Below are 25,301 nucleotides of genomic sequence, written 5' to 3'. Positions count from 1 at the left end.
CCGCGCGACGGCCGCGCCCAAGGGGACCTGCCGATGACCGTGTTTCGCAGCTTCGTGATCTTCGCCGGGATGCGCACCGGCTCGAACCTGCTCGAGGCGACGCTGAACGCCCATGACATCGCCTGTTTCGGCGAGGCGTATAACCCCTATTTCATCGGCTGGCCCGATCAGGACACCCTGTACGACATGACGCTGGCCGATCGCGACGCGGACCCGGTGGCGCTGTGGCAGCACATGGTGAATGCGCGCAAGGTCAAGGGCTTCCGCTATTTCCACGACCACGACCCGCGCATGTTCCAGCCGCTGATGGACGACCCGACCTGTGCCAAGATCGTGCTGACCCGTAACCCGCTCGACAGCTGGGTCTCGACCCAGCTCGCCTATGCGACCAACCAGTGGAAGCTGAACGAGACCGAGACCCCGATCCCCGCGCAGGTCCGGTTCGACGCCGCCGGTTTTCGCGACAGCCTGGCGGCAACGCAAGCGTTCCTGGACCGCATCCAGCACGCGCTGCAGATCCGCGGGCAGACCGCGTTCTGGCTGAACTACGACGATCTGCGCGACGCGCAGGTGATGACCGGGCTGCTGCACTGGCTGGGCTGCACCGATCTGGAACGGGTGGAGCCCGCGCAGGACCAGGTGCCGCAGAACCCGCGCGAGATGTCCGAAAAGATCAGCAATTTCGACGCGATGCAGCAAGAGCTGGTCGCTACCGACCCGTTCCAGCTGCACCGCATCCCGGGGTTCGAGCCGCGGCGGGGCCCGGCGGTGCCGTCCTTCCTGACGGCCGAGGCGGGGCAGGGGCTGCTGTTCATGCCGGTGCGCGGCGGCCCGACCGGGACGGTCCGGCGCTGGCTGGAAGATCTGGGCCGGGTCGAGGGCGAGCTGACCCGCAACGCCCTGCGCCAGTGGAAACGCGCCCACCCCGGCCACCGCAGCCTGACGGTGCTGCGCCACCCGCTGCCGCGCGCCTGGGACGCATTCAACGCCATGCTGTTCGCCCGCGCGCCGGAACTGCGCGACCTGCTGCGCCGGGTCCACCGGGTCGACCTGCCGGCGGACGAGGTGCTGCCCGCCCTGACCGAGGCCGGGAAACTGCCGCTGTTCGCGGCGTTCCTCGATTTCTTGCGCCGCAACCTGAACGGGCAGACCGGGCTGCCCACCCATCCCGGCTGGGCCACGCAGGCGCAGGTGCTGGCGGGGTTTTCCGAGTTCGGCGCCCCCGACCTGATCGCGCGCGAGGATCGGATGGCGGCCGAGCTGGGATTTCTGGCGCGCGCGACAGGAATCGACCGCGACGGCCCTGCGCCCGAACCGCTGCCGGACTGCCTGGACGACCCGGCGCTGCGCCGCGCCGCCAAGGCCGCCTATCTGCGCGACTACGTTGCCTTCGGCTTTCCTGACCGGCCGTGACGGGCCCTAACGCGGCGTCTCGGCCCGGCGGGCGCGGTTGATGCCCAGCTGCCGCTCGCGCAGGATGATCGCCACACCCGCGGCGATGATGACCGCCGCCCCGGCCAGCATCCGTCCCGAGGTCGGCTCGGCGAACACGAACCAGCCGATCGCCATCGCCAGCAGCATCGAGGCGTAATCGAACGGCGCCACCAGCGAGGCATCGGCAAAGCGATAGGACGAGGTCAGCATGATCTGCGCCGCCCCGCCCATCACGCCGGCCGCGATCAGCAGCGCCGCGGTCCCCGCATCCGGTACCCGCCAGCCAAAGGGCAGCGTGACCAGCGACAGCACCGTCGAGGTGGCCAGGAACCAGAACACCACCGCCGAGGGTTTTTCGGTCAGCACCATCCGGCTGATGAAGATCTGCGCCAGCGCGCCGAAGCTCGCCCCGGTCAGCGCCAGCACCGCGCCGAGGCTTTGCGAGGCCGAGACGTCCCCCACCCCCACCGACAGCCGCGGCGACAGCACGATCAGCACCCCCGCCAGCCCCAGCGCCACCATGCTCAGCCGAAACACGCCCACGCGCTCGTTCAGGAACATCGCGGCGAAGATCACGATCATCAGCGGCATGGCATAGCCAAGGGCGGTGGCCTCGGGGAAGGGCAGCAGCCCCAGCCCGGCAAAGGTGCAGCCCATCGAGATCGAGCCGACGATGCCGCGATAGGCGTGGCTCATCGGATTGGCGGTGTGCAGCCCGGTGGCCAGCTCGCCCCGCAACGCCAGCCAGACCAGGATCACCGGAAGCCCGAACAGCGAGCGAAAGAACATCTGCTCGCCCGCGGGCACCGCCGCCGCCGTGCCCTTGAGGATCGCGGCCATCGCGGTGAACAGCGCCACGCTGCCCAGCTTCAGCAGGATCCCCGTGGTGGGGTTTCTCATGGCAGCCGCCCCAGCGCCCAGGCAGCGGCATCGGCGACCGCAGGGTCGGGGTCGCCCAAGCGCGCCGCGGCCAGCGGGCGCAGCGCCGGGTCGCCGCTGTTGCCGATCGCATAAAGCACGTTGCGCACCATGCGGTCGCGCCCGATGCGCTTGATCGGGCTGCCGGAAAACCGGGCGCGGAATGCGGCATCGTCCAGCACCGCCAGCTCGGCCAAGGGCGGCGCGCGATGGGGGCCGTGATAGCGCATCTCGCGCGCCTCGGCCGCGAACTTGTTCCAGGGGCAGGCGGCCAGGCAGTCGTCGCAGCCATAGATGCGGTTGCCCAGCAGGGGGCGCAATTCCTCGTCCACCGGTCCCTTGTGCTCGATGGTCAGATAGGAAATGCAGCGCCGCGCATCCAGTTGGAACGGCGCCGGAAAGGCGTTGGTCGGACAGGCGTCCAGACAGGCGCGGCAGGACCCGCAGCGGTCGGGTTCCGGCGGATCGGGGGGCAGCGGCAGGGTGGTGAAGATGGCGCCCAGAAAGAACCAGCTGCCCAGCTCGCGGCTGACCAGATTGGTGTGCTTGCCCTGCCAGCCCAGCCCCGCGGCCTGCGCCAACGGCTTTTCCATCACCGGGGCGGTGTCCACGAACACCTTGATCTCGCCGCCCGCCTGCTCGATCAGCCAGCGGCCCACGCGCTTCAGCCGCGCTTTCACGATGTCGTGGTAATCCTTGCCCTGCGCATAGACGCTGACCGCGCCACGATCGCGGCGGGCCAGATCCTCGCGCGGGTCATGCGGGGGCGTATAGGTCTCGGCCAGCATCACCACCGCGCGGGCCTCGGGCCACAGCGCGTCCGGCGCGCCGCGCCAGTGCATCCGCTCTTCCATCCAGCCCATCTGCCCGTGGCGGCCCTGCGCCACATATTCCGCCAGCCTTGCCGCCGCCTGCGGGATCGCGTCGGGGGTGGTCACGCGCACCGCCGAAAACCCCTCGTCCAGCGCGCGCGCGACCAGCGCCTTCTTCATCACCCAAATATCCCGGGGGGAGGCCGAAGGCCGGGGGGCAGCGCCCCCCTTCTCAGAAATCAAGCTCGGCATAATGCGGCGCCGGCGCCAGCCCCGACACCTGATCGGCCAGCACGCTACGGAAGGCCGGGCGCGATTTCACCGTCGCATACCAGTCCTTGAGCGAGGTCGAGCGGTCCCAGTCCACGTCCGAGATGTAGTCGAGACAGGACAGATGCGCCGCCGCGGTGAAATCGGCCAGCGTCAGCATGTTGCCGGCCAGCCATTTCCGCTCGTCCAGCAGCGAGCCGAGATAGTCGATATGTTCCTTGACCGCCCGCAGCCCGGACTTGACCAGCCGCGAATCCGGGTAGCCGGCCTTCATCACCTTTTTCCACACCCGCTCCGACAGGATCGGCCGCGTCACCTCGGCGTTGAACTTGTCGTCGAACCAGGCGCAGAGCCGGCGCACCTCGTGCCGCCCGGCGGGGGTGTCGGGCATCAGGGGCGGGTTCGGGTGGGTCTCGTCCAGATATTCGACGATCGCCTGACTTTCCGCCCACAGCCGCCCGTCCATCCGCAGCACCGGGATCTTGCCGGCGGGGTTGCGGCGCAGGATCTCGGACCCCGGTTCCCACCAGCGCTCCTCGACCAGCTCGACGTCGATGCGCTTTTCGCCCAGCACCAGCCGCACCTTGCGGCAATAGGGCGACAGGGGAATATGGTAGAGGCGAGGGGTCGAGGGCGTGTTCATCGGCCGGAATGACTGCTTCTTGGGGATGAGAGGTTCATACGCGCGCCGGTTGCGTGTTTCAACTGCGCGCGGCGACCAGGGTCCCCCGCCGGTCAGTCCCGCTCGAAACAGGCGGCGCGCCCGTCGCGCCGGATGGTCGCGGCCCCGTCGGCGATGGCGCGGGTCCGCCGGCTGCCAGTCTGCGCGGCGCGGGTCTTTGGCCCCGGCAGCACCGAGGCCAGCGCCGCCGCCTGCCGCGCGCTCAGCGCGTCGGGGGTGGTTCCGAAATGATGCGCCGCGGCGGCGTGGATGCCGAACACCCCGGGCCCGAACTCGGCCACGTTCAGATAGACCTCGAGGATGCGGCGCTTGCTCCACACCGCTTCGATCATCGGGGTGTAGAGCGTTTCCAGCGCCTTGCGCGCCCAGCTGCGCCCCTGCCACAGATAGACGTTCTTGGCGGTCTGCTGGGTCAGGGTCGAGGCGCCGCGCCGTTCCCCCCGCGCGATCACGCGGCGGATCTCGGTCATATCGAAACCCCAGTGCAGGCAGAAATTGGCGTCCTCGGCCGCCACCACTGACCGCAGCATGACCGGGGCGATGTCGTCGGCGCGGGTCCATTGCCGCTTCACGCTGGTGCCCTCGGCCAGGATCGTCCAGGTGGTCGGCGGGTTCAGGACCCAGCCGAACAGCACCACCAGTGCCAGCATCAGCGCCAGGAACCGCAGCCCCAGCCAGCGCAATGTGCGCCAGACCGGGGCCAGCGCCGCCCGCCGCAGCGACCGCCAGCCCCGGCTGACCGCCGCCGCCCAGCCGCCGCGCCGCCGGCGCCGTCTGGCGGGCGGCGACGGCATGGGCAGCGCGTCGGGGGGCGGCGCGCCGGAAAAGGGGTCCGGTGACGTCATGACGCGTGGTGTCACGCCACCGCGGCCCCCGTCAAGGAAACCCTGTCACGGCATTCTCGAGGAAATCCGCCGTTATCCTTGGACAGCTACAGAGTCTCGGGCGGCACGGGATGACGGCCCGCCACCGGCGCGCCCTCGGTCGGGGACGCCGCCCCGACCGCCACCGTCGCCGCGCCCCCCGCTGCCGCACCCTGCACCGCGCCCGGGGCAGGCTGCCCGCCGGTCCCGGCCAGCGCCGCGCGCAGCCGCGCCTCGTCGGTATCCGACAGCGAGGTGCGGATCACCCGCGCCCCCGCATAGCGTTCCAGCCGCGGCAGCAGCTTGTCCAGGTTGACGTTCGAGGCGAGGATGAACACCGCCGCCGCGCCCTCGGGGACGGTCCTGCCGATCTCGCGGATGAAATCGTCGTTGATCCCGTAATCCGTGGCGCTGCCCGCGAGCGCCCCCGAGGCCGCGCCGATCGCCGCCCCCGCCAGCGGCGCCAGGAACAGCAGCCCGATCAGCCCGCCCCAGAAGGTGCCGGTCAGCGCCCCGGTGGCGGTCAGGTTCATGGCCTGGTGCAGCTGGTATTCCCCCGCCGAGGGGCGGGTGACCACCACCGCATCCTCGAGCCGCAGCAGATATTCCTTTTGCGCGGCGGCAAGATCCTTGCGCAGCGCGAACGCATCCTCCTCGGCATCGAAGCCGACGACGATCAACTGGGACATGGGAACCTCCGAAACATGATGATGCCGCCCAACGCCGCAGGAGTCGCCCCGGTTCGCCGCCTGCGACCTCGCGCCACTTCGGGTTTTCCCTAGCTGGACGGTCCGCCCCCGGCTTGGGACCATAAGCCGTGCCGACAAAGAGGGTTCGGCCAAAGCAAGCGAGTATCCCGATGAGACATTTCCACGCCCCCCTGACCGCCATTCCGCTTGTGCTTGCATTTTCCGCCACCGCGCTGGGGCAGGCCGCCCCCGCGGAAATCGACCTGCGCGCCTGGCCCATCCCGGATATCGAGACGCTGGGCGACGACGATTTCGGCCGCGCCGTGCGCTATGGCCACCGGCTTGCGACCGAAACCCATGCCGTGATCGGCCCCGAGGTCGCCGACGAATCCATGCGTTACGCCGGCAACAACCTGGCCTGCACCAGCTGCCACCAGGAGGAGGCGACCAAGCCCTTTGCGATGCCCTGGACCGGCGTGACGGCGGTGTTCCCGCAATACCGCGCCCGCGAAAACGACCTGCAGACGGTCGAGGACCGGATCAACGGCTGCATGGAACGCTCGATGGCGGGCCGGCCGCTGCCGCTCGACAGCGCCGAGATGCGCGGCATTTCGGCCTATATCGCCTTTCTGTCCGCCGGAATCCCGGTCGGCGCCAAGCTGATCGGCGGCGGCACCATCCCAGAGCCAGCGCCCGACCGCGCCGCCGACCCGGCCGCCGGCAAGCTGGTGTATGAGGAACATTGCGCAGTCTGCCACGGCGACGACGGCGAAGGGATGCGCAATGGCGAGGTGGGGGACCTGGCCGGCTATCTCTATCCGCCGGTCCATGGCGACGACAGCTACAACGACGGAGCGGGCATGTACCGGGTGGTGATGGCCTATCGCTTCATCCTTGCAAACATGCCCGAAGGCGCGGACCACGAAAACCGCGTCCTGACCCCGGACGAAGCCTATGACGTCGCCGCCTATATCAACACCCAGTCGCGCCAGCAGAAACCGGGCATGGAAAACGATTTCCCGGACCGGCTGCGCAAGGCGGTGGACATGCCCTTCGCCCCCTGGGCCGGCGACTTCCCGGCCGAGCAGCACAAGTTCGGCCCCTTCAAGCCCATCGCCGAGTGGCAGGCGGCCGAGCTGAAAAAACGGCAAGAGGCCGAGCGCGCCGCGCAATGACCATCAAAAGGGGCGCCACCGCGCGCCCCTTTCGCCACCTCGGGATTTCTTTCTGGCCCAAATACCCTGGGGGAAGCCGGCCCCGGCCGGCGAGGGGGCAAAGCCCCCATTTCCCTCAGCCCCGCGCCGCGCCATCCCGGTGCGACGCGACCAGCAACGCCAGCTCGGCCACCGAACCGGCCTGCATCTTGTCCATCAGCGCGGCGCGATAGACCTCGATGGTCTTGATCGACAGGTCCAGCTCGTGGGCGATGATCTTGTTGGCCTTGCCCTCCAGCACCCGTTCCAGCACCTCGCGTTCGCGGCGGTTCAGCCGGGCCAGCCGCTCGGCCACGCCGCGGCGCCTTGCGTCGCGTTCCAGCCAGTCGCGCGACACCGCGGCCGCCGCCTCGACCGTATCCAGCAGATGCTGTTCGCGGAACGGTTTCTCGATGAAGTCATAGGCCCCGGTCTTGAGCGCCTCGACCGCCATGCGGACATCGCCGTGGCCGGTGATGATGACAACGGGCAGCGGATAGCCGCGTTCGCCCAGCAGGCGCAGCAGCGCCAGCACGCCCATGCCGGGCATCCGGCAGTCCAGCACCAGCGCGCCGGGCCGGACCGGGCCCCCCGCCGGCAGGTCGGCCAGGAATGCCTCGGCGCTGTCCCAGCTTTGCGATTCCAGCCCCGCCGAGGCGAACAGGAACTGCAGGGACCGGCGCAGCCCCTCGTCGTCGTCCACGATCAGGATCAGCGGTTCCGCGGTCATTCTGCCTCCTCTGGTCCGGTGGCCGCGGGCAGCGAGAAATGCATCGCCAGCCCGTCCGGCCGCGGCTCGGCCCATAGTTCCCCGCCGTGGCTTTCGGCGATGGTCCGGCAGATCGGCAACCCCAGCCCCAGCCCGCGGTCCTTGGTTGTATAGAATGCGTCGAAGATATGCTGCGCGTCCCCGAGCGAGAGGCCGCTGCCGTGGTCGCGCACCGTCATCGTCACCATGCCGCCGCCGCAAGAGGTGCTCAGCCGGATCTCGCCCCGAGGCGCGTCCTCGGAGGCATCCAGCGCGTTCTGCAGCAGGTTCAGCAGCACCTGCTCGATCTCGACCCTGTCCCCCATCACCGGCGGCAGCGCGGGCGCGGGATCGAAGCGCAGCGCGATCCCGCGCCGTCCGGCCGCGGCGCCGAACAGCGACAGCGGCCCGCGCGCCACCTCGTTGAGGTCCAGCGCCTCGCGTTGCGGCTCGCGCCGGTGCAGGAAGCTGCGGATGCGGCGGATGATGGTCCCGGCACGGTCGGCCTGCCCGGCGATGCCGCGCACCCCGTCGCGCAGGAAGACCGGGTCCGGCTGCCCGCGGTCGATGGCGCGGGTCAGCCCCTCGGCGTAGTTGGTGATCGCGCCCAGCGGCTGGTTCAGCTCATGCGCGATGGACGAGGCCATCTCGCCCAGGATTCCCAGCCGCGCATACTGGTCGCGTTCCTCGCGGTGCTGGCGGGCCTCGGCTTCGGCGCGGTTGCGCTCGGCCATCTCGCGGGTCAGCTCGGCGGTGCGGCGGCGCACCAGCACCTCGACGCGGGCGGAATGGATCGCCCACCACAGCACCGCCAGCGCGAAGCCCGCGAACCAGTGCCAATGGGCGCGCAGATAGTCCAGCAGGCTGCGGTGGGGCATGTCCTCGAAAGCACCCAGCCGCAGCTCGCGGAACAGCTCTTGCACGGCGCCATAGTCGTGGGGCACGGCCCAGCGGCGCCCCTGGGCCGCGGGCATGGTCAGCAGCGCCACCGCCACCTGCCGTGCCAGTCCGCGGTCCACGCCCGGCAGCCGCGCAAAGGGCCAGTCCGGGTACAGGCGCGAGGACAGGCGGCAGGGCAGGCCGCCCGCGTCGCGTTCCGCGACCACGGCGAATTCGCCTTCGGCCACCAGCCCGCGGTCGATCAGCGATTCCAGCAGGCAGGCGCGCAGCACCCCAGCGTCGGCGCGACCCGCGCGCAGCGCCTCGACCACGTTCATCATGGGAAAGCCGGTCTCGACCAGCGGCCCGCGCGGGCGCGCATCCGCGTCCAGCATCTCGCGCAGGGCGACCTGCCAGCCGCCAAAGGCGTCGCGGGTGGTGATGGCGATGCGCAGGTCCACCAGGTCCTGCCAGTTCCGCGGGTGCCCGGGCCGCAGCGGCGTGATCACGGTCGAGCCGACCCGCCCGCTGGCGTCGCCGCCGTCCAGCCGCTCGATCGTGGCGATGCGCGTGACGCCCAGCCGCGACCCCAGCGCGACGTAATGCCCGGGGTTGGTGATCAGGAAATCCACCGCCCCGGTCGCCGCGGCCTGCGACAGCGCGTCCAGCGGCAGCGGCACCAGCACGAAATCCCGCCCCGGCAGCGCCTGGTTCAGATGGGCGATGGTCGGGGCGAATTCGCGCGTCGCATCGGATTCGTCCTGCACGACCAGCACGCCCACGCGGACCTGCGCCAGCGCCGGCGGGGCGGACAGCGCCATGCAGGAAAGCACAAGCACAAGACAGATGACGGCGAATCGCGGGAAAATCGACATGGGTGCAGGAAGCAATCGCCGCCCCGAAAGGCAACAGCGACGTCCCCGCCCCCGAAACGCAGAACGCCGGGAAGCAATGCTTCCCGGCGTTCTAGACGATGGTGCCCAGGAGAAGACTCGAACTTCCACGCCTTGCGGCACACGGACCTGAACCGTGCGCGTCTACCAATTCCGCCACCTGGGCCGGTGTCGTGAGCGGGGGATGTAGAGCCAGCCGCGGGGAGTGTCAACGCCCCTTCTGCGGGTGGCGGTGAAATTTTTCGCGGCCCCTTTTCCTGCGCCCTCCTCGGTGCGCTTTCGGCGGCGGAATGGCGCGGGGACCCGGCTGCGCTTGATGCCCCGGCGGTGGTTCGCTATCACGCTTGCGGGCGCGAAGTTGACGCGCCGGCACCCCGGAGGGCGAGGCATGGCACGGCTGGTCACCATCTATGGCGGTTCTGGCTTTCTGGGCCGGCAGATCGCGCGGATCATGGCGGCCGACGGCTGGCGGGTCCGCGTCGCGGTGCGCCGGCCCAACCAGGCGGGCATCGTGCGCACCTATGGCCATGTCGGCCAGGTCGAGCCGGTGTTCTGCAATGTCCGCGACGACCTGTCGGTGGCGGCGGCGATGGCCGATGCCGATGCGGTGATCAACTGCGTGGGCATCATGCGCCGCCAGGGCCGCAACAGCTTCGACGCCGTGCATGACGAGGCTGCCGGCCGCATCGCCCGCATCTCGGCCGAGCGCGGGGTCGAGCGATTCGTCCATGTCTCGGCGCTGGGGGCGGATCTGAAATCGCCCAGCCACTACGCCGCCTCCAAGGCGGTGGGCGAGCATCGGGTGCTGGAACACCGCCCCGACGCGGTGATCCTGCGCCCCTCGGCTATGTTCGGGCCGGATGACACGCTGTTCAACAAGCTGGGCGGGATGATGCGGCTGGGGCCGATCCTGCCGCTGCCCGCGCCGCGCGCGGTGCTGCAGCCGGTCTATGTCGAGGACGTGGCCCGCGCCGCCGCCAAGGGCGCCACCGGCGAGGCCGCCCCCGGCATCTACGAGCTGGGCGGCCCCGACGTGATGACCATGCGCGAGATCGCGCGGTTGGTGGCCCGCACCACCGGGCGCCGCCGCGCCTTTCTGGGGCTGCCCGGGTTCGTGACCGGGATCCTGTGCTTTTCCCTTGACGCGGTGTCGGCGCTGACCGGCGGGCTGGTGTCGAACCCGGTGATGACCCGCGACCAGGCCCGGTTCCTGCGCAGCCCCAACCGCGTGCGCGAGGGTGCGCCCGGGCTGGCCGAGCTGGGCATCACCCCCACTGCCGTCGCAGCGGTGGTGCACGAATATCTGTGGCGCTTCCGGCCCTCGGGGCAATATGACGCCATCAAGGCATCGGCGAAGAACCTGCGCCAAGAGTGATGCAGGATGGCACGATCGTTGCGGCCTTCCTTGGTCTGCTGGAGGGGCTGACCGAGTTCATCCCGGTGTCCTCGACCGGGCATCTGCTGCTGGCGGGGCATTTCCTGGGCTTCGACAGCCCCGGCCGCGCCTTCGAGGTGCTGATCCAGCTGGGCGCGATCCTGGCGATCCTTGGCGTCTATGCCGGGCGGCTGTGGGCGATCTTTTCCGCCGCCCCGCACGACCCGCGCGCGCGCCGCTTCATCTTGGCGGTGCTGGTCGCGTTCCTGCCGGCGGTGGTGGTGGGGGTGCTGGCGCACGGGCTGATCAAGCAGGTGCTGTTCGAGACCCCGGCGCTGATCGCGGTCATGCTGATCCTGGGCGGTTTCGTGCTGCTGTTCGTCGACCGCATCGCCACCAATCCCAGCTTTGACGAGGCCGAGGACCTGCCGCTGCGCGCCGCCGTCGCCATCGGGTTCGCGCAATGCCTGGCGATGGTGCCGGGGGTGTCGCGTTCCGGCGCCACCATCGTGGGCGCGCTGCTGATGGGGGCCAGCAAGCGCGCGGCGGCCGAGTTCAGCTTTTTCCTGTCGATGCCGACCATGGCGGGCGCGTTCGCCTATGACCTCTACAAGACCCGCGCGGCGCTGGATGCGGCGGCGCTGACCAATGTCGCGGTGGGGTTCGTCTGCGCCTTTGTCGCCGGGATCTTCGTGGTGCGCTGGCTGCTGAACTACGTCTCGGCCCATGGCTACGGGCTGTTCGCCTGGTGGCGCATCGCCGTCGGCACACTGGCGCTGGCCGGGCTGTGGCTGGTCGGCTGAACCGAACGTCAACCCGGTAGCTGGCCGCGTGGGCCACCCGCGCGATTGCCTGCCGCCCCCGCGCGGGTTTAAGCTGCCGCGACAGGGGGAACCATGCGCGATTCACACTGGATCAGGGCCGGGATGCTGGCGGCCGCCACCGCGGGCCTGCTGCCGGCGCAAGTCGGCGCGGCCGAGTTCCGCCCGCCGTCGGGCTGCACGCTGGAACTGACCGTCCAGCAGCGTTCATGCACCGTCGCCCAGCATTACCGCTGCGACTCGGACGCGCCGGGCGACCAGCATGTGGTCTATTTCACCCGCGAGGGTGCGGTCTATCATTCCCGCATCGACGCCGAGACCCGCTGGATGGAAAGCACCGATCTGGTCAGCGGCATCAGCGACCGGCTGGAGCCGCAATCCCGCGACCACGCCAGCCTGTCGGGGCTGCTGCGCACCGGGCAGGACGATTTCGACTTCTGGACCGTCTCGGACAGCGGCGAGCGGCTGCGCCATATCGGCCGCGACGAGCTGACCGGCCAGGTCGAGATCGACGGCGAGCAGCTGGACACCACCCGCTTCCAGCTGCGCAGCTTTGCCGAAACGGGCGAGCTGCTGATCGAGCGCAGCGGCACGCAGTTCGTCAGCCGCGAGTTCGGCCGCTTCTTCGGCGGCGTCGAGCATTCGGCCGACTGGCAGGGGCAGGAAGTTGACAGCGACGACAGCCCCGTGCGCTTCATCCGGCGCGGAGAGCCGGGGTTCGGCTCGACCCGGCCCGACTATGACTGCGACGTGCAGATGGTCAGCCTGGGCGCAGGTGGCTCTCATTAGGGGTGCCGCTGCCCTCCCGGCCGCCCCCGGGCCGGCCCGGCGCGTCGCGTTGCGAAAACCGGCGCGGTCGCCGATAGTCCGGGCCGATATCGGGGGGCAGATGCAATGCTGGTAATGGTTCGGCCGCGGACGATCTGGGCGCTGGCCGCGGTCGCGCTGGTCGTGGCGCTGGTCTACCGGCTGGGCCATGTGCTGGCCCCCTTCGTGCTGGGCACGGCGCTGGCCTATTTCCTGAATCCGCTGGCCAACCGGCTGCAACGGATCGGGTTGTCACGGGCCTGGGCGGTGGCGGTGATCGCGCTGGTCGGGCTGTCGGCGCTGGTCGCCTCGGCGCTGTGGCTGCTGCCGGCGCTGCTGGGGCAGGTGCGCGAGGCGGTCGAGGCGCTGCCGCGCACGGTGCGCGCCGGCTTCGACCTGCTGACCCTGCGCTTTCCCGAGGTGATGGAGGACGACGGCTCGTTCCTGCGCCAGATCATGACCGACTTTACCGAGCGGCTGCGGCTGATGGCGCTGGCGCTAGTGGGGGGCACGGTCAACACGGTGCTCAGCGCGGTCGGCACGGTGGTGTTCATCATCGCGACGCTGACGATCTCGATCTACCTGCTTTACGACTGGAACCGCATCGTGGCCGGGGCCGACCGCAGGCTGCCGCCGGAGCAGGCGCCGCTGATCCGGCGGCTGGCGCGCGACATCGACGGGGTGATGACCGGCTTCGTGCGCGGGCAGGTGATCGTGGGGGCGCTGCTGGCCACGTTCTATTCCACGGTGCTGATGACGCTGGGGCTGAACTATGCGCTGCTGATCGGGCTGCTGTCGGGGGCGCTGAACTTCATCCCCTATCTGGGGTCGTTTTCCGGCTTCATCCTCGCCACCGGGGTGGCGCTGGTGCAGTACTGGGGCGACTGGGGGCAGGTGGCGCTGATCGCCTTTGTCTTCGTCGCCGGGCAGGTGGTCGAGGGCAATTTCATCACCCCCCGCATCGTCGGCGATTCGGTCAAGCTGCACCCGGTGCTGCTGCTGCTGGCGCTGGCGGTGGGCGGCACGCTGTTCGGCTTTGCCGGGCTGCTGCTGGGGGTGCCGCTGGCCGCCGCCGCCGGGGTGGTGGTGCGCTATTTCGACGCCGAATACCGCGCCCGCATCCGCCGCCGCCGCTCGCCCCAGACCGAACAGCCGCGCCCGGACTGAGGCTGCGCCCCGCCCGGTTCGCCCGCGGCGCGATCCTGCCACTGGCAGCGGGTGCGGGAACATCCGCCCCGGTCCCGCGTTTTTCGCACTGATTCCCCCAGTTTGCGAAAGGCCCGCCCATGCCCGGAAAGGAAAAGGACAAGACCGAACCCGTCATCCCCCCGTATCGCTCTGGCGCGATCGAGGATCCGCGCCTGCCGCTGAACCCTTATTCCGACGACCAGCAGCCCTGGCCGGGGCTGGTGGAAAAGATGGAGCCGGCGCCCGACCACGGCGAGGAAAGCTACAAGGGCCGCGACCGGCTGAACGGCAAGCGCGCGCTGATCACCGGCGGCGACAGCGGCATCGGCCGCGCCGCCGCCATCGCCTTTGCCCGCGAGGGCGCCGATGTCGCGATCTGCTATCATCCCGACGAGCAGTCCGACGCCGACAGCGTCATCGCGCTGATCGAGGCCGAGGGCCGCACCGCCGTCGCCCTGCCCGCCGACATCCGCGACGAACATGCCGCCCGCAAGGTGGTGGACGACGCGCTGCGCCAGCTGGGCGGGCTCGAGGTGCTGGTGCTGAATGCCGGGCGCCAGCAGGCGCAGGATTCGATCGCCGACATCACCTCGGAAGCCTTCGATGCCACGATGAAGACCAATATCTATGCGCCGTTCTGGATGGCGCAGCAGGCGCTGCCGCATCTGCAGAAAGGCGCCTCGATCATCGTCACCGCCTCGGTCAACTCTTTCGCGCCGTCCAAGGACCTGCTGGATTACGCGATGACCAAGGCGGCGGACAAGGCGTTCGCGCAGGCGCTGGCCAAGCAGCTGGCGCCCAAGGGCATCCGCGTGAACGCGGTGGCGCCGGGGCCGTTCTGGACCGCCCTGCAGGTCAGCGGCGGCCAGCCGAAAGAGGCGCTGAAGGATTTCGGCGCCGACACGCCGCTGGGTCGCGCCGGGCAGCCGGTGGAGCTTGCCCCGATCTACGTGCTGCTGGCCAGCGACGAGGCAAGCTATATCACCGGCGAGGTCTATGCCGCGACCGGCGGCAGCGGCACCGGCTGATGCCGCGCCCCGCCGCCGCTGCGGTTGACGCTGGCGGCGGCGGCGGGCATTCCCCGTGGCGATAGCCTTGGGGACCAGCGCATATGACCATCCATCTTCACCGCCACGACCTGCCCGACGGGCTGGAGCTGGGGCCGGTCGTGGCCATCGACACCGAAACCATGGGGCTGGACCCGCGCCGCGACCGGCTGTGCCTGGTGCAGATAAGCAGCGGCGACGGCAATGCGCATCTGGTGCAGATCGCGCCGGGCCAGCGGCAGGCCCCGAACCTGGTGCGGATGCTGGCGGACCCCGCGACGCTGAAGCTGTTCCATTTCGGGCGCTTCGACATCGCGGCGCTGGAAAACGCGTTCGGAGTCGTCACCGCCCCGGTCTGGTGCACCAAGATCGCCTCCAAGATGGTGCGCACCTTCACCGACCGGCACGGGCTGAAATATCTGCTGTCGGATCTGGTCGGCGTCGATATCTCCAAGCAGCAGCAGACCAGCGACTGGGGCGCGGCCGAGCTGTCGCCGGCGCAGCTGGAATACGCGGCCTCGGATGTGCTGCATCTGCACGCGCTCAAGGCCGAGCTGGAACAGCGGTTGGCGCGCGAGGGGCGGACGGAACTCGCGCAGGCGTGTTTCGATTTCCTGCCGACCCGCGCGCATCTGGACCTGCTGGGCTGGGGCGATGACAATGACATCTTTCATCACTAGGTCGGGCGCATGAGCGAATATGTCGATACCGCCCGCCGGGTGATAAGCACCGAAGCGCAGGGGCTCGCCGCGCTGGAAACCGCGCTGGACAACGGGCTGGCGCAGCCGTTCCAGGACGCGGTGCGGCTGATCCTGCAGGCCAGCGGCCGGGTGGTGGTGTCGGGCATGGGCAAGTCCGGCCATGTCGGGCGCAAGATCGCGGCGACGCTGGCCTCGACCGGCACGCCCGCGCAATTCGTGCACCCGGCCGAGGCCAGTCACGGCGACCTGGGCATGGTGACGAAAGGCGACGTGGCGCTGGTGCTGTCCAACAGCGGCGAGACGCCGGAGATCGCTGATATCGTCGCCCATACCCGCCGCTTTGCCATCCCGCTGATCGGCATCGCCGGGCGCGAGGGCTCGACGCTCTTGCGCCAGTCCGACGTGACGCTGCTGCTGCCGCAGGCGGCAGAGGCCTGCGGGACCGGGATCGTGCCCACCACCTCGACCACCATGACGCTGGCCCTGGGCGATGCGCTGGCGGTGGCGTTGATGGAACATCGCCGCTTTACCCCCGAACATTTCCGCACCTTCCACCCCGGCGGCAAGCTGGGGGCGCGGCTGGCGCGGGTGCAGGACCTGATGCACGACGACATGCCGCTGGTGGGTATGGACGCGCCGATGACCGACACGCTGCTGGAGATCACCCGCAAGGGCTTCGGCGTGACCGGGGTCACCGATGATGGCGGCCGGCTGGTCGGGATCATCACCGACGGCGACCTGCGCCGTCACATGCAGGGGCTGCTCGACCGCCGCGCGGGCGAGGTGATGACCCGCAACCCCCGTTCGATCGCGCCCGAGGCGCTGGCCGAGGCCGCGCTGGCCGAGATGCAGGGCAGCAAGATCACCAGCCTGTTCGCGGTGCGCGACGGCCTGCCGCAGGGGATCCTGCATATCCACGACTGCCTGCGGGCGGGCATGGTCTAGGGCGGGGCTGGGATGTTCCGCACCCGCCTGGTCAGGCTGCTGCGCGTGCTGCTGCCACTGGCGGCCCTGGCGCTGCTGTCGGTGCTGTTCCTGCTGGGCCGCAAGTCCGAGACCGTCGAGCCCGCGATCCCCTATGCCGAGGGCAGCGCCGAGGATCTGGGCCGCAGCCCCGGCATCGGCGCCCCCGAATATACCACCGTGACGCCGGAAGGCGCCAGCGTCACCCTGCGCGCGGCGCGGGCGGCGCTGGGCAACGGCGGCGGCGACAGCGGCACCGCCAGCGCGCTGGTGCTGGACTGGCGCGCCCGCGACGGGCTGATGATCGAGCTGACCGCGCCCCGCGCCGAGACGCAGGACACCAGCATCCGGCTGGACGGAGGGGTGCGGATGGCGCTGTCCTCGGGGTGGGAGATGCGCGGCCCCAGTTTCGAGGCCGACACCGCCGCCGACACGCTGCGCGCAGATGAAACCGTGCAGGTCACCGCCCCGTTCGGTCAGCTCGAGGCCGGGCGGATGCTGATCCGCCCCTCGGACGCCGGGGCCGGGCAGGTTCTGGAATTGAACGAAGGCGTGCGCCTGCTATACCGCCCGTGATGCCTCTGCCCCCGCTTCACGAAACCGGCCCGCAAACCGGCCGCGACACAAGGAGCCGACGATGCTGCGAGTCCTGACCCTTGCCGGCCTGCTGGCGCTGGGTGGCGCCGCGCCCGGACTGGCGCAGACCGTCACCTTCGGGGGGATGCGGGCCGACACCGCGGCCCCGGTCGAGGTCACGGCCGATTCGCTGCGCGTCGACCAGGCCACCGGCCAGGCGGTGTTCACCGGCAACGTGCTGATCGGGCAGGGCGAGATGCGGCTTTCGGCCGCAACCGTCACCGTGATCTATGGCGAGGGCGGGCAACAGCGGATCAAGGCGCTGGATGCCTCGGGCGGGGTGACGCTGGTCAGCGGCGAGGATGCGGCCGAAGCCGCGCAGGCGGTCTATGACGTCGATTCGGGGCAGGTGGTGCTGACCGGTGACGCAATCGTGACCCGCGGTGAAAGCGTGCTGGCCGGTGACCGCATCGAGGTGAACCTGAAGGACGGCACCGCCACCGTGTCGGGTCGGGTGCGCAGCGTCCTGCAACCGGGGCAGGAATGATGCCGGGCACCGATCAAGCCGCCGCCCCCGACCCGTCGCGCGGCCTGTGGGTCGAGGGGCTGCGCAAATCCTACAGCAACCGGCTGGTCCTGCGCGACGTGTCGCTGCGGCTGGACCGGGGCGAGGTGGTGGCGCTGCTGGGGCCGAACGGCTCGGGCAAGACCACCTGTTTCTATTGCGTGGCCGGGCTGGTGATGCCCGACGCCGGCCGGATCAGCATCGACGGCCGCGATGTCAGCGCCCTGCCGATGTTTCGCCGCGCGCAGCTGGGCATCGGCTATCTGCCGCAGGAAATGTCGATCTTCCGCGGGCTCGATGTCGAACAGAACATCATGGCGGTGCTGGAAATCACCGACAAGCGCCGCCACAAGCAGCGCGACCGGCTGGAAGAGCTGCTGGGCGATTTCTCGATCGGCCATCTGCGCCACGCGCCCGCCATGGCGCTGTCGGGGGGCGAGCGGCGCCGGGTGGAAATCGCGCGCTGCCTGGCGGCGAATCCGTCGTTCCTGCTGCTGGACGAACCCTTTGCCGGCGTCGATCCCATCGCGCTGGCCGATATCCGCATGCTGGTGCAGGATCTCAAGTCGCGCGGCATCGGGGTGCTGATCACCGACCACAACGTCCGCGCCACGCTGGGCATCGTCGACCGCGCCTATATCCTGCACGACGGCACCGTGCTGATGTCGGGCACCACCGACGAGATCATCGCCGACGAGCGCGTGCGCGAGGTCTATCTGGGCGATACTTTCACCGCCGCCTGACCGGCGGCGGGTCCTGCCGCAGCGGCGGGTTCGCGTCCGCGTGATGCCGCGATGCGGCAATTTTCCGCCGAGATTGACAGCGCCGGGAAGCTGTCACCAAATGACTCTCAGGGGTCCGCAACGGGCTCTGGTCCCGGCCCCCCCGCCCGCAGCGGCCCTGCGGCAGGGCCGGGTTTTCGGAAAGGTAAAGAACCATGCGTTATCAGATCAGTGGAAAGCAGATCGACGTCGGCGAAGCGCTTCAGACGCACGTCCGCAACGAACTGGGCGAAACCTTCGAGAAATATGCCCAGCGGCCGACCGACTCCACGGTGATCTTTTCGCGCGATGCCCATTATTTCATCTGCGACGCGGTGGTGCATCTGGCGACCGGCCTGACCGTGCAGGCCAAGGGGCAGGATGCCGACAACATCTATGCCGCCTTCGAGAAATGCCGCGAGAAGATGGACAAGCAGCTGCGCCGCTACAAGCGCCGGCTCAAGGACCATTACAAGGACCGGACCTCGCCGGTTGAATACGCTGCCGCGTCCAGCTATGTGCTGGCGGCCGACGAGGATGAATGGGAATCGCAGGACGATGCCGGCCTGCAGCCCATCATCGTGGCCGAGATGGAAACCCGCGTACCGACGCTTTCGGTCGGTGACGCAGTCATGCAGATGGAGCTTGCGGGAGTGCCGATGCTGGTCTTCCGCAATGAGAAACATGGGGGCGTCAATGTGGTCCACCGCCGCGACGACGGCAATGTGGGCTGGATCGACCCTCGAAACCTGAGCTGACGCCGCGGGCGTCGAATACCCCGGGCCGGAGGTGGGGCGCCATCTCCGGCCTTTGGCTGCGGCAAGGACGGGCTAGGACAGCAGGAAATGCGGATCAGCGAGATTCTTTCCCCGGCGGCCGTGCGCTCGCAGGCGCAGGTCAGTTCCAAGAAGCGGCTTTTTCACGACCTGGCCGAAATGGCGGCGCAGGCTTACGGGCTGGATGCGGCGGCGACGCTGGACGCGTTGCAGGAACGCGAAAGCCTGGGCGCGACCGGGGTCGGCCATGGCGTGGCGCTGCCCCATGCGCGGATTCCGGGGCTGGAAAAGGTCGCCGGGCTGTTCCTGCGGCTGGACAAGCCGATGGATTTCGACGCCGTGGACCGCCAGCCGGTCGATCTGGTGTTCGCGCTGCTGGCCCCCGACAGCCCCGGGGTGGAACATCTCAAGGCGCTGGCGCTGGTCAGCCGCACCCTGCGCGACGCCGACATGCGGGCCAAGCTGCGCGCCAACGACGACCCGGTGGCGCTGCACGCGGTGCTGGCGGCGGCGCAGGAAACCTCGGCCGCCTGAGGTCTCCCGCCTGAGTTTTTGGGGCGGCTAGCGCGCCCCCGCCACGTCGATGATGGCGCCGCTGGTATAGCTCGCCTCGTCCGACAGCAGCCAGACCACGGCCGCCGCGACCTCTTCGGCCCGGCCGGCGCGGCCCAGCGGCAGGCCGGGACCCAGCAGCGCGACCCGGTCCGGCTCGCCGCCGTCGGCGTGGATCTCGGTATCGATGATGCCGGGGCGCACCCCGTTCACCCGGATCCGGCGCGGCGCCAGTTCCAGAGACAGCCCGGTGGTCAGCGTGTCGACCCCGCCCTTGGCCGCGGCATAATCGACGTATTTCCCCGGGGAGCCCAGCCGCGCCGCGGCCGAGGACATCAGCACCATCGCGCCCCCGTCCGGCAGCCGCCGCGCCGCCTCGCGCGCGCAGTAGAGCGCCCCGGTCAGGTTGACCCGGACCACGCGCTCGATCCGCTCGGGCGTCATCTCGGCCAGCGGCATCACCGGCGCGACGATCCCGGCATTGACCACCACCGCGTCCAGCCCGCCCATCGCCGCGGCCGCCGCATCGAACAGCGCCGCCACCTGTCCGGGGTCGGCGATATCCGCGGCATGGATGCTGGACTTGCCCCCCGCCGCTTGGATTGCGGCCAGCGTTTCCTCGGCCGCTTCCGCGTCGCCGCGATAGCCGAGCGCCGTGGTCCAGCCCCGCGCCGCGCAGGACAATGCGGTGGCGCGGCCGATGCCGCGGGTGCCGCCGGTGATCAGGATGCGCATGGTCGATACCCCTCGAAGGTGATGTTGCGGGCGATGCGGCGCGCGGCAGCCTCGGCCGCGGCCGAGCGGATGGTCCAGCACAGCACGGGAAACCCGCGCCGCGCCAGCCCCAGCACCGCCGGATTGTCCAGATCGGTGCAGTCGTGCGAGATGAAACAGGCGCCGGCTGCGTCGAAGTCTTCAAGCCGCGCCAGCGCCGCCCGCCGCGCCGCGTCGATCAGCGGCCAGTCCGCGGCGGCAAAACCGCAACTGGTCAGCCCCGTGGCCAGTGCCGGCCGCGCCATCGCCGCCACCATATGCGGGTTGAAGCTCATCACCGCGACCGGATGCCCCTTTGCCGCGTGGACGGCGGTGATCCGCGCCACAAGGTCCGGCAGTTCGCCGATCTCGGGCCCCAGCGCCCCGTCCGGGTCCTTGACCTCGATCAGCACCGGCACCCGGCCGGCGACCAGGGCCAGCACCTCCTCCAGCGTCGGGATGCCGTGCGCGGTGCCCAGCAGGCGGCAAGCGGCGGCCTCGGCTACGCTGAGGCTGCTGACCGGCGCGTCGATCCCCGCCAGCCGCCGCAGCCCGGAATCGTGGAACACCAGCGGCGTGCCGTCGCGGGCGGGCTGCACGTCCAGCTCGATCCCGTAGCCCGCGGCGATCGCGGCCCGGAACGCAGGCAGCGCGTTTTCCGGCACTCCCGGCCCGTGCAGGCCGCGATGCGCCAGCGGGCGGGTCAGGAAAACTGGGTGCAGCATGGAATTGCGCCGGGGACAGGAGCGGGGGCCAGCCCCCGGGCCACTGCCGTGGCCTTCGTCGTTGAAAACGGTCCACCGGACCATCCGGCGGGAAAACAGCCTTGGGGGCTGTTTTCTGATCCGCCTCCTATTCCGGGCGCTCGGAAGCCCGGGATATTTTTACAAGGAAGAATCAGCCTCACGCGATTTCGAAGATCGCTTCGACCTCGACCGCGACGCCGCGGGGCAGGGCGGCGGCGCTGACCGCGGCGCGGGCGTGGCGGCCGGATTCGCCGAACACCTCGACCATCAGGTCGGAACAGCCGTTCACCACCTCGGGCTGATCGGTGAAATCGGGGGTCGAGTTCACGAAGCCGGTCAGCTTCACCACCCGCGCGATCCGGTCCAGCGACCCCAGCGCCGCCCGCGCCTGCGCGATCAGCGCCAGCCCGCAGGCCCGCGCCGCCGCAGCGCCCGCGTCCGCGTCCATGTCGTCGCCCAGCCGGCCGCGAATCAGCCCGTCGGGGCCGGCCGAGATCTGGCCCGACACGAACAGCAGATTGCCGCTTTGCACATAGGGCACATAGTTGGCCGCCGGGGCGGGGGCGTCGGGCAGGGTGATGCCAAGCTGGGCGATGCGGGCGTCGAACGACATGGGCTCCTCCGGGGATTTCATCGCGGGCAGGCTAGCGGGCGCCGCGGCGCTTGACCATGCCCCCTTCGGGCGGTTCCCAAATATCCCGGGGGGAGGCGCTCGCGCCGTGGGGGGCAGCGCCCCCCTTACGCCACCAGCGCCTCGGCGCGTTTCAGGTCTACGCTGACCAGCTGGCTGACCCCTTGTTCCACCATCGTCACCCCGAACAGCCGGTCCATGCGCGACATGGTGACGGCGTGGTGGGTGATGATCAGGAACCGCGTGTCGGTGCGCCGGGTCATCTCGTCCAGCAGGTCGCAGAACCGGGCCACGTTGGCGTCGTCCAGCGGCGCGTCGACCTCGTCCAGCACGCAGATCGGGGCGGGGGTGGCCAGGAACACCGCAAAGATCAGCGCCAGCGCGGTCAGCGTCTGTTCACCCCCCGACAGCAGGCTGAGCGTGGACAGTTTCTTGCCCGGCGGCTGGGCGAGGATTTCCAGCCCCGCCTCGAGCGGGTCGTCGGATTCGACCAGCACCAGCCGCGCCTCGCCGCCGCCGAACAGATGGGTGAACAGGGTGGTGAAATTCCCGTTCACCGTGTCGAAGGCCGCCAGCAGCCGCTCTCGCCCCTCGCGGTTGAGACTGCCGATGCCGCCGCGCAGCTTGCGGATCGCCTCGGTCAGGTCCTGCTTTTCCGCCGACAGCCGGTCGCGCTCGGTCTCCAGTTCGCTCTTGTCGGCGTCGGCGCGCAGGTTGACCGGACCCAGCGCATCGCGCTGGCTGCGCAGCCGGGCGATGTCGGTTTCCAGCTGCGCGGGGTCGGGCAGGGCGGTGGGGTCCAGCGTCTCGGCCAGCGCCGCGGGGGTGGTGTCGAGCTCTTCGGCGATGCGGGCGCCGGCCTGCGCCTCGGCCTCAAGCGCGGCGTCGCGGCGCGCCTCGCTGCGGGCGCGGGTTTCGCGGGCATCGGCGGCGGCGCGCTCGGCGTCGCGTTCGGCCGCGGTGGCCGCCAGCAGCGCGGCATCGGCGGCCGCCAGCGCGGTGCGGGCGCGGGTCACGCGGGCGTCGGCATCAGCCATGCGCTGCGCCAGCGCCTGCCGCTGGGCGGTCAGGGTTTCCGGCAGCGCCTCGGCGTCGGCCAGCTCGGCGGCGGTGGTGCTGCGCCGCGCCGCCAGCTCGGCGGCGCGGGTGCCGGCCTGTTCCAGCCGCAGCCGCCAGCCGGAATCCTCGCGCGCGACCTCTTGCAGCCGCTTGACCCGCGCGCTGCCCTCGCGGCGCAATTCGTCCAGCGCGCCGCGGCGGGTCAGTGTGGCGATGCGGGCGGCCTCGACCGCGGTCCTGGCCTGCTCGACGGCGGCTGCGGCCTCGGCGCGGTCGGGCAGGGCGGCCAGCGCCGCCTCGGCCTCGGCCAGGCGGTGGGCGGCGTCGGCCTGGTCGCCCTCGTAGCGGGCGCGCTCGGCGCGGGCGGATTCGGTGCGGCCCTGCGCCAGCGACAGCTCCGATTCGGCGCGGGTGGCGGCGCGCGAGACATCCGACAGCGCCCGTTCGGCGGCGCGGCTGGCATCGCGGGCGGCGGTCTCGGCCGCGGTCGCGTCCTTCAGCGCAGCCCGGGCGGCTTCATGCGCGGCGACGGCGGTCGCGGCGCGGGCGCGGGCGGCCTCGGCCTGCGCGGTGGCGTCCTTGAGCCGGTTGACCTGTTGCAGATGCAACGCTGCCGCGGAACCCGCCTCGCCCGCCGGCAGCACTAGCCCATCCCAGCGAAACAGGTCGCCCGCGGCGGTCACCAGCCGCTGGCCGGGACGCAGCCGCGGCTGCATCTGCGCGGCGGTGGCGGCGTCGGGGGCAAGGCCGATCTGCGCCAGCCGCCGGGCCAGCGCCGCCGGGGCCTGCACCTGCGCGGCCAAGGGGGCGGCACCTTCGGGCAGCGCGGGGTCGCCCGCGGCCGCGGGCAGGCTGCGCCAGCCGGGGCCCGAGTTGGCCGCGGGCAGACGCAGCTCGTCGCCGAGCGCAGCGCCCAGGGCGGCCTCGAACCCCGGCGCGACAGCTATCTCGTCCAGCACTGCCCCGCCCTCGGCCCGGCCGCGCGCGACCAGCCGCGACAGCGCCGCACATTCGGCCTGCAGCGCGGCGGATTCGCCCTCGGCGGTGGCGCGGGCGGTGCGGGCGGCGGTTTCGGCATCGGCTGCGGCGGCGCGGGCGGCCTCGGTCGCGGCCAGCCGCGCCTCGGCCGTGGCTGCGGTGTCGGCGGCGCCCTGCTGCGCCGCCTGCGCCTGTTGCAGCGCCGCCGCTGCCTGTTGCCCGGCGGCATCGGCGCGCTGCACTGCCTCGGCCGCTTCGACCTGCGCGCGGGCAGCGCGGTCGCGCATGGCGCGCAGATCAACCACCAGCCGCTCGGCCGATTGGTGGCGGGCGGCGGCGCGGGCGGATTCGTCGGTCAGCTCGCCCAGCCGCGATTCGAGCTGGCGCAGCGCTTGCGCGGCCTCGGTCGCCGTGGCCTCGGCCGCAGCCAGCCGGTCGTCGTGGCCGGTATGGGCTTTCTCAAGCTCGGTCCGTTCCCAGCTTAGCCGGGCCAGAACCTCGCCCGCGTCGCGGTTCAGCGCCGCCTCGCGCTCGATGTCGCGGTCGAGCTGGGCCAGCCGCGCCGACAGCGTGGCGATGGCGTCGCGGGCGCGGGCGTCGGCGTCGTCCAGCGATTCGGTTTCCGCCATCGCGCGGGTGCGGATGGCGGCGGCGATGGCGTCTTCCTCGCGCAGCGGCGGCAGCGCCGATTCGGCGGCGGTGCGGGCGGCGGTGGCGTCCCGTGCCCCGGCCTCGGCCGCCTGCGCGGCGCGGGCGTCGGCGGCCAGCGTGGCCTGCGCCTGTTCCAGCGCGGCCCGCGCATCCGCCCAGCGGCGATAGAGCAGCGCGCTCTCCGCCGCCCGCAGCGCCGTCCCGATCTCGCGGTAGCGCGCGGCGGTGCGGGCCTGCCGGGCCAGCGCCGCGGCCTGCGTGGACAGCTGGTCCAGCGTGTCGTCGACGCGAGCCAGGTTCTGTTCGGCCCCGTTCAGCTTCAGCTCGGCCTCGTGCCGGCGCTGGTAGAGCCCCCCGATGCCCGCGGCCTCTTCCAGCACCCGGCGGCGGGATTTCGGCTTGGCGTTGATCAGCTCGGAAATCTGGCCCTGCCGCACCAGCGCCGGCGATTGCGAGCCGGTCGAGGCATCCGCGAACAGCATCTGCACGTCGCGCGCCCGCACCTCGCGCCCGTTGATGCGATAGGCGGAACCGGCGTCGCGGGTGATGCGACGGGTGATTTCCAGCGAATCGCTGTCGTTGAACCCCACCGGCGCCAGCCGCGCGCTGTTGTCGATGGCCAGCCCGACCTCGGCATGGGCGCGGGCGGGGCGGCGGGTGGTGCCGGCGAAGATCACATCCTCCATCCCCTCGCCGCGCATGGCGGTGGGGCGGTTTTCGCCCATCACCCAGCGCAGCGCCTCGAGCAGGTTGGACTTGCCGCAGCCATTCGGGCCGACCACGCCGGTCAGGCCCCGGCGGATGACCAGCTCGGTCGGATCCACGAAGCTCTTGAAGCCGTTGAGGCGAAGGCGGTCGAACTGCACGGTCGGATCCCGGGGGCGGTTTTATCCGTTTTGGCGCGGGCAGCGGCCCCGAGTCAAGGAAACGCCGCAACATCTGGTAGCGGATCGGCGATTATCCACAAGTTA

General features: G+C 70.8%; 25 protein-coding genes and 1 tRNA gene. 14 read left to right on the top strand and 12 right to left on the bottom strand.

Annotated elements, in window-relative coordinates:
• Nucleotides 1–33 precede the first annotated feature (33 nt).
• On the top strand, nucleotides 34–1,413 hold the full coding sequence (locus BUB57_RS13690) for a hypothetical protein (RefSeq protein WP_073067985.1): 1,380 nt from the start codon (nucleotides 34–36) through the stop codon (nucleotides 1,411–1,413).
• A gap of 6 nt (nucleotides 1,414–1,419) precedes the next feature.
• Here BUB57_RS13690 and BUB57_RS13685 read toward each other — a convergent pair whose 3' ends face one another.
• The 5 genes from BUB57_RS13685 to BUB57_RS13665 form a co-directional block, all read right to left on the bottom strand.
• A complete protein-coding gene (locus tag BUB57_RS13685) occupies nucleotides 1,420–2,334 on the bottom strand; it encodes a DMT family transporter (protein ID WP_073067984.1) in 915 nt (304 codons plus the stop codon).
• Nucleotides 2,331–3,344 (bottom strand): tRNA epoxyqueuosine(34) reductase QueG, encoded by a 1,014-nt coding sequence (gene queG / locus BUB57_RS13680; RefSeq protein WP_073067982.1) that lies wholly within the window; start codon nucleotides 3,342–3,344, stop codon nucleotides 2,331–2,333. The genes BUB57_RS13685 and queG overlap by 4 nt, the downstream gene beginning before the upstream one ends.
• 52 nt (nucleotides 3,345–3,396) lie before the next feature.
• Complete coding sequence (fzlA, locus tag BUB57_RS13675; RefSeq protein ID WP_073067980.1) at nucleotides 3,397–4,077, bottom strand: FtsZ-binding protein FzlA; 681 nt, start codon at nucleotides 4,075–4,077, stop codon at nucleotides 3,397–3,399.
• Nucleotides 4,078–4,169: 92 nt separating this feature from the next.
• Complete coding sequence (gene mtgA, locus BUB57_RS13670) at nucleotides 4,170–4,961, bottom strand: monofunctional biosynthetic peptidoglycan transglycosylase (RefSeq protein ID WP_407670370.1); 792 nt, start codon at nucleotides 4,959–4,961, stop codon at nucleotides 4,170–4,172.
• Between the two features lie 86 nt (nucleotides 4,962–5,047).
• Entirely contained in the window at nucleotides 5,048–5,668 is a 621-nt protein-coding gene (locus tag BUB57_RS13665; RefSeq protein ID WP_073067976.1) for a DUF1269 domain-containing protein, read from the bottom strand.
• 170 nt (nucleotides 5,669–5,838) lie between these two features.
• Between BUB57_RS13665 and BUB57_RS13660 the strand changes: the two genes are divergently transcribed.
• Entirely contained in the window at nucleotides 5,839–6,843 is a 1,005-nt protein-coding gene (locus BUB57_RS13660; protein ID WP_073067975.1) for a c-type cytochrome, read from the top strand.
• A gap of 115 nt (nucleotides 6,844–6,958) precedes the next feature.
• Here the strand turns inward: BUB57_RS13660 and BUB57_RS17320 are convergent, their stop codons facing one another.
• The 3 genes from BUB57_RS17320 to BUB57_RS13645 form a co-directional block, all read right to left on the bottom strand.
• Nucleotides 6,959–7,591, bottom strand: coding sequence for a response regulator transcription factor (locus tag BUB57_RS17320; RefSeq protein ID WP_073067973.1), 633 nt, complete (start codon nucleotides 7,589–7,591; stop codon nucleotides 6,959–6,961).
• Nucleotides 7,588–9,309 (bottom strand): sensor histidine kinase, encoded by a 1,722-nt coding sequence (locus BUB57_RS13650; protein ID WP_159435577.1) that lies wholly within the window; start codon nucleotides 9,307–9,309, stop codon nucleotides 7,588–7,590. The genes BUB57_RS17320 and BUB57_RS13650 overlap by 4 nt, the downstream gene beginning before the upstream one ends.
• A 153-nt stretch (nucleotides 9,310–9,462) precedes the next feature.
• Nucleotides 9,463–9,547 (bottom strand) — tRNA-Leu (locus BUB57_RS13645).
• A 222-nt stretch (nucleotides 9,548–9,769) separates the two neighbouring features.
• Here BUB57_RS13645 and BUB57_RS13640 point away from each other — a divergent pair.
• From BUB57_RS13640 to BUB57_RS13585, 12 genes are all read left to right on the top strand, one after another.
• Nucleotides 9,770–10,756, top strand: a complete 987-nt coding sequence (locus BUB57_RS13640) for a complex I NDUFA9 subunit family protein (protein ID WP_073067971.1) — start codon at nucleotides 9,770–9,772, stop codon at nucleotides 10,754–10,756.
• Nucleotides 10,756–11,559, top strand: a complete 804-nt coding sequence (locus tag BUB57_RS13635; protein ID WP_073067970.1) for an undecaprenyl-diphosphate phosphatase — start codon at nucleotides 10,756–10,758, stop codon at nucleotides 11,557–11,559. The genes BUB57_RS13640 and BUB57_RS13635 overlap by 1 nt, the downstream gene beginning before the upstream one ends.
• Nucleotides 11,560–11,652: 93 nt before the next feature.
• Nucleotides 11,653–12,366, top strand: coding sequence for a hypothetical protein (locus BUB57_RS13630; protein ID WP_073067968.1), 714 nt, complete (start codon nucleotides 11,653–11,655; stop codon nucleotides 12,364–12,366).
• Between the two features lie 105 nt (nucleotides 12,367–12,471).
• On the top strand, nucleotides 12,472–13,551 hold the full coding sequence (locus tag BUB57_RS13625) for an AI-2E family transporter (RefSeq protein ID WP_073067966.1): 1,080 nt from the start codon (nucleotides 12,472–12,474) through the stop codon (nucleotides 13,549–13,551).
• Between the two features lie 119 nt (nucleotides 13,552–13,670).
• Nucleotides 13,671–14,600: an SDR family oxidoreductase gene (locus BUB57_RS13620; protein WP_084732158.1), complete on the top strand. Its 930-nt coding sequence runs from the start codon at nucleotides 13,671–13,673 to the stop codon at nucleotides 14,598–14,600.
• 83 nt (nucleotides 14,601–14,683) lie between these two features.
• Nucleotides 14,684–15,298 (top strand): ribonuclease D, encoded by a 615-nt coding sequence (locus BUB57_RS13615; protein ID WP_073067964.1) that lies wholly within the window; start codon nucleotides 14,684–14,686, stop codon nucleotides 15,296–15,298.
• Nucleotides 15,299–15,307: 9 nt separating this feature from the next.
• Nucleotides 15,308–16,264: a KpsF/GutQ family sugar-phosphate isomerase gene (locus tag BUB57_RS13610; protein WP_073067962.1), complete on the top strand. Its 957-nt coding sequence runs from the start codon at nucleotides 15,308–15,310 to the stop codon at nucleotides 16,262–16,264.
• 12 nt (nucleotides 16,265–16,276) lie between these two features.
• Nucleotides 16,277–16,858: a hypothetical protein gene (locus BUB57_RS13605; protein WP_073067960.1), complete on the top strand. Its 582-nt coding sequence runs from the start codon at nucleotides 16,277–16,279 to the stop codon at nucleotides 16,856–16,858.
• A gap of 61 nt (nucleotides 16,859–16,919) precedes the next feature.
• Nucleotides 16,920–17,405 (top strand): lipopolysaccharide transport periplasmic protein LptA, encoded by a 486-nt coding sequence (gene lptA / locus BUB57_RS13600; protein ID WP_073067958.1) that lies wholly within the window; start codon nucleotides 16,920–16,922, stop codon nucleotides 17,403–17,405.
• Nucleotides 17,405–18,166, top strand: coding sequence for an LPS export ABC transporter ATP-binding protein (lptB, locus tag BUB57_RS13595; RefSeq protein ID WP_073067956.1), 762 nt, complete (start codon nucleotides 17,405–17,407; stop codon nucleotides 18,164–18,166). Before lptA ends, lptB begins: the two co-directional genes overlap by 1 nt.
• Before the next feature lie 194 nt (nucleotides 18,167–18,360).
• Nucleotides 18,361–18,942, top strand: a complete 582-nt coding sequence (gene hpf / locus BUB57_RS13590) for a ribosome hibernation-promoting factor, HPF/YfiA family (protein WP_073067954.1) — start codon at nucleotides 18,361–18,363, stop codon at nucleotides 18,940–18,942.
• A gap of 87 nt (nucleotides 18,943–19,029) precedes the next feature.
• Nucleotides 19,030–19,494, top strand: a complete 465-nt coding sequence (locus BUB57_RS13585) for a PTS sugar transporter subunit IIA (RefSeq protein ID WP_073067951.1) — start codon at nucleotides 19,030–19,032, stop codon at nucleotides 19,492–19,494.
• Nucleotides 19,495–19,521: 27 nt separating this feature from the next.
• Here BUB57_RS13585 and BUB57_RS13580 read toward each other — a convergent pair whose 3' ends face one another.
• The 4 genes from BUB57_RS13580 to BUB57_RS13565 all read right to left on the bottom strand — a co-directional run bounded on the left by BUB57_RS13580 (nucleotide 19,522) and on the right by BUB57_RS13565 (nucleotide 25,196).
• Nucleotides 19,522–20,247 carry an SDR family oxidoreductase gene (locus BUB57_RS13580; protein ID WP_073067950.1) on the bottom strand — a complete coding sequence of 242 codons (726 nt, stop codon included), beginning with the start codon at nucleotides 20,245–20,247 and terminating at the stop codon, nucleotides 19,522–19,524.
• Nucleotides 20,235–20,990 carry a glycerophosphodiester phosphodiesterase family protein gene (locus BUB57_RS13575; RefSeq protein WP_073067948.1) on the bottom strand — a complete coding sequence of 252 codons (756 nt, stop codon included), beginning with the start codon at nucleotides 20,988–20,990 and terminating at the stop codon, nucleotides 20,235–20,237. The genes BUB57_RS13580 and BUB57_RS13575 overlap by 13 nt, the downstream gene beginning before the upstream one ends.
• Before the next feature lie 178 nt (nucleotides 20,991–21,168).
• On the bottom strand, nucleotides 21,169–21,624 hold the full coding sequence (locus BUB57_RS13570; RefSeq protein WP_073068073.1) for a RidA family protein: 456 nt from the start codon (nucleotides 21,622–21,624) through the stop codon (nucleotides 21,169–21,171).
• A 125-nt stretch (nucleotides 21,625–21,749) separates the two neighbouring features.
• Nucleotides 21,750–25,196 carry a chromosome segregation SMC family protein gene (locus tag BUB57_RS13565; RefSeq protein WP_073067946.1) on the bottom strand — a complete coding sequence of 1,149 codons (3,447 nt, stop codon included), beginning with the start codon at nucleotides 25,194–25,196 and terminating at the stop codon, nucleotides 21,750–21,752.
• Nucleotides 25,197–25,301 lie beyond the last annotated feature (105 nt).

It is taken from the genome of Paracoccus solventivorans, assembly GCF_900142875.1.
GTDB lineage: Bacteria > Pseudomonadota > Alphaproteobacteria > Rhodobacterales > Rhodobacteraceae > Paracoccus > Paracoccus solventivorans.
This window is presented reverse-complemented; position numbering and strand designations above follow the sequence as displayed.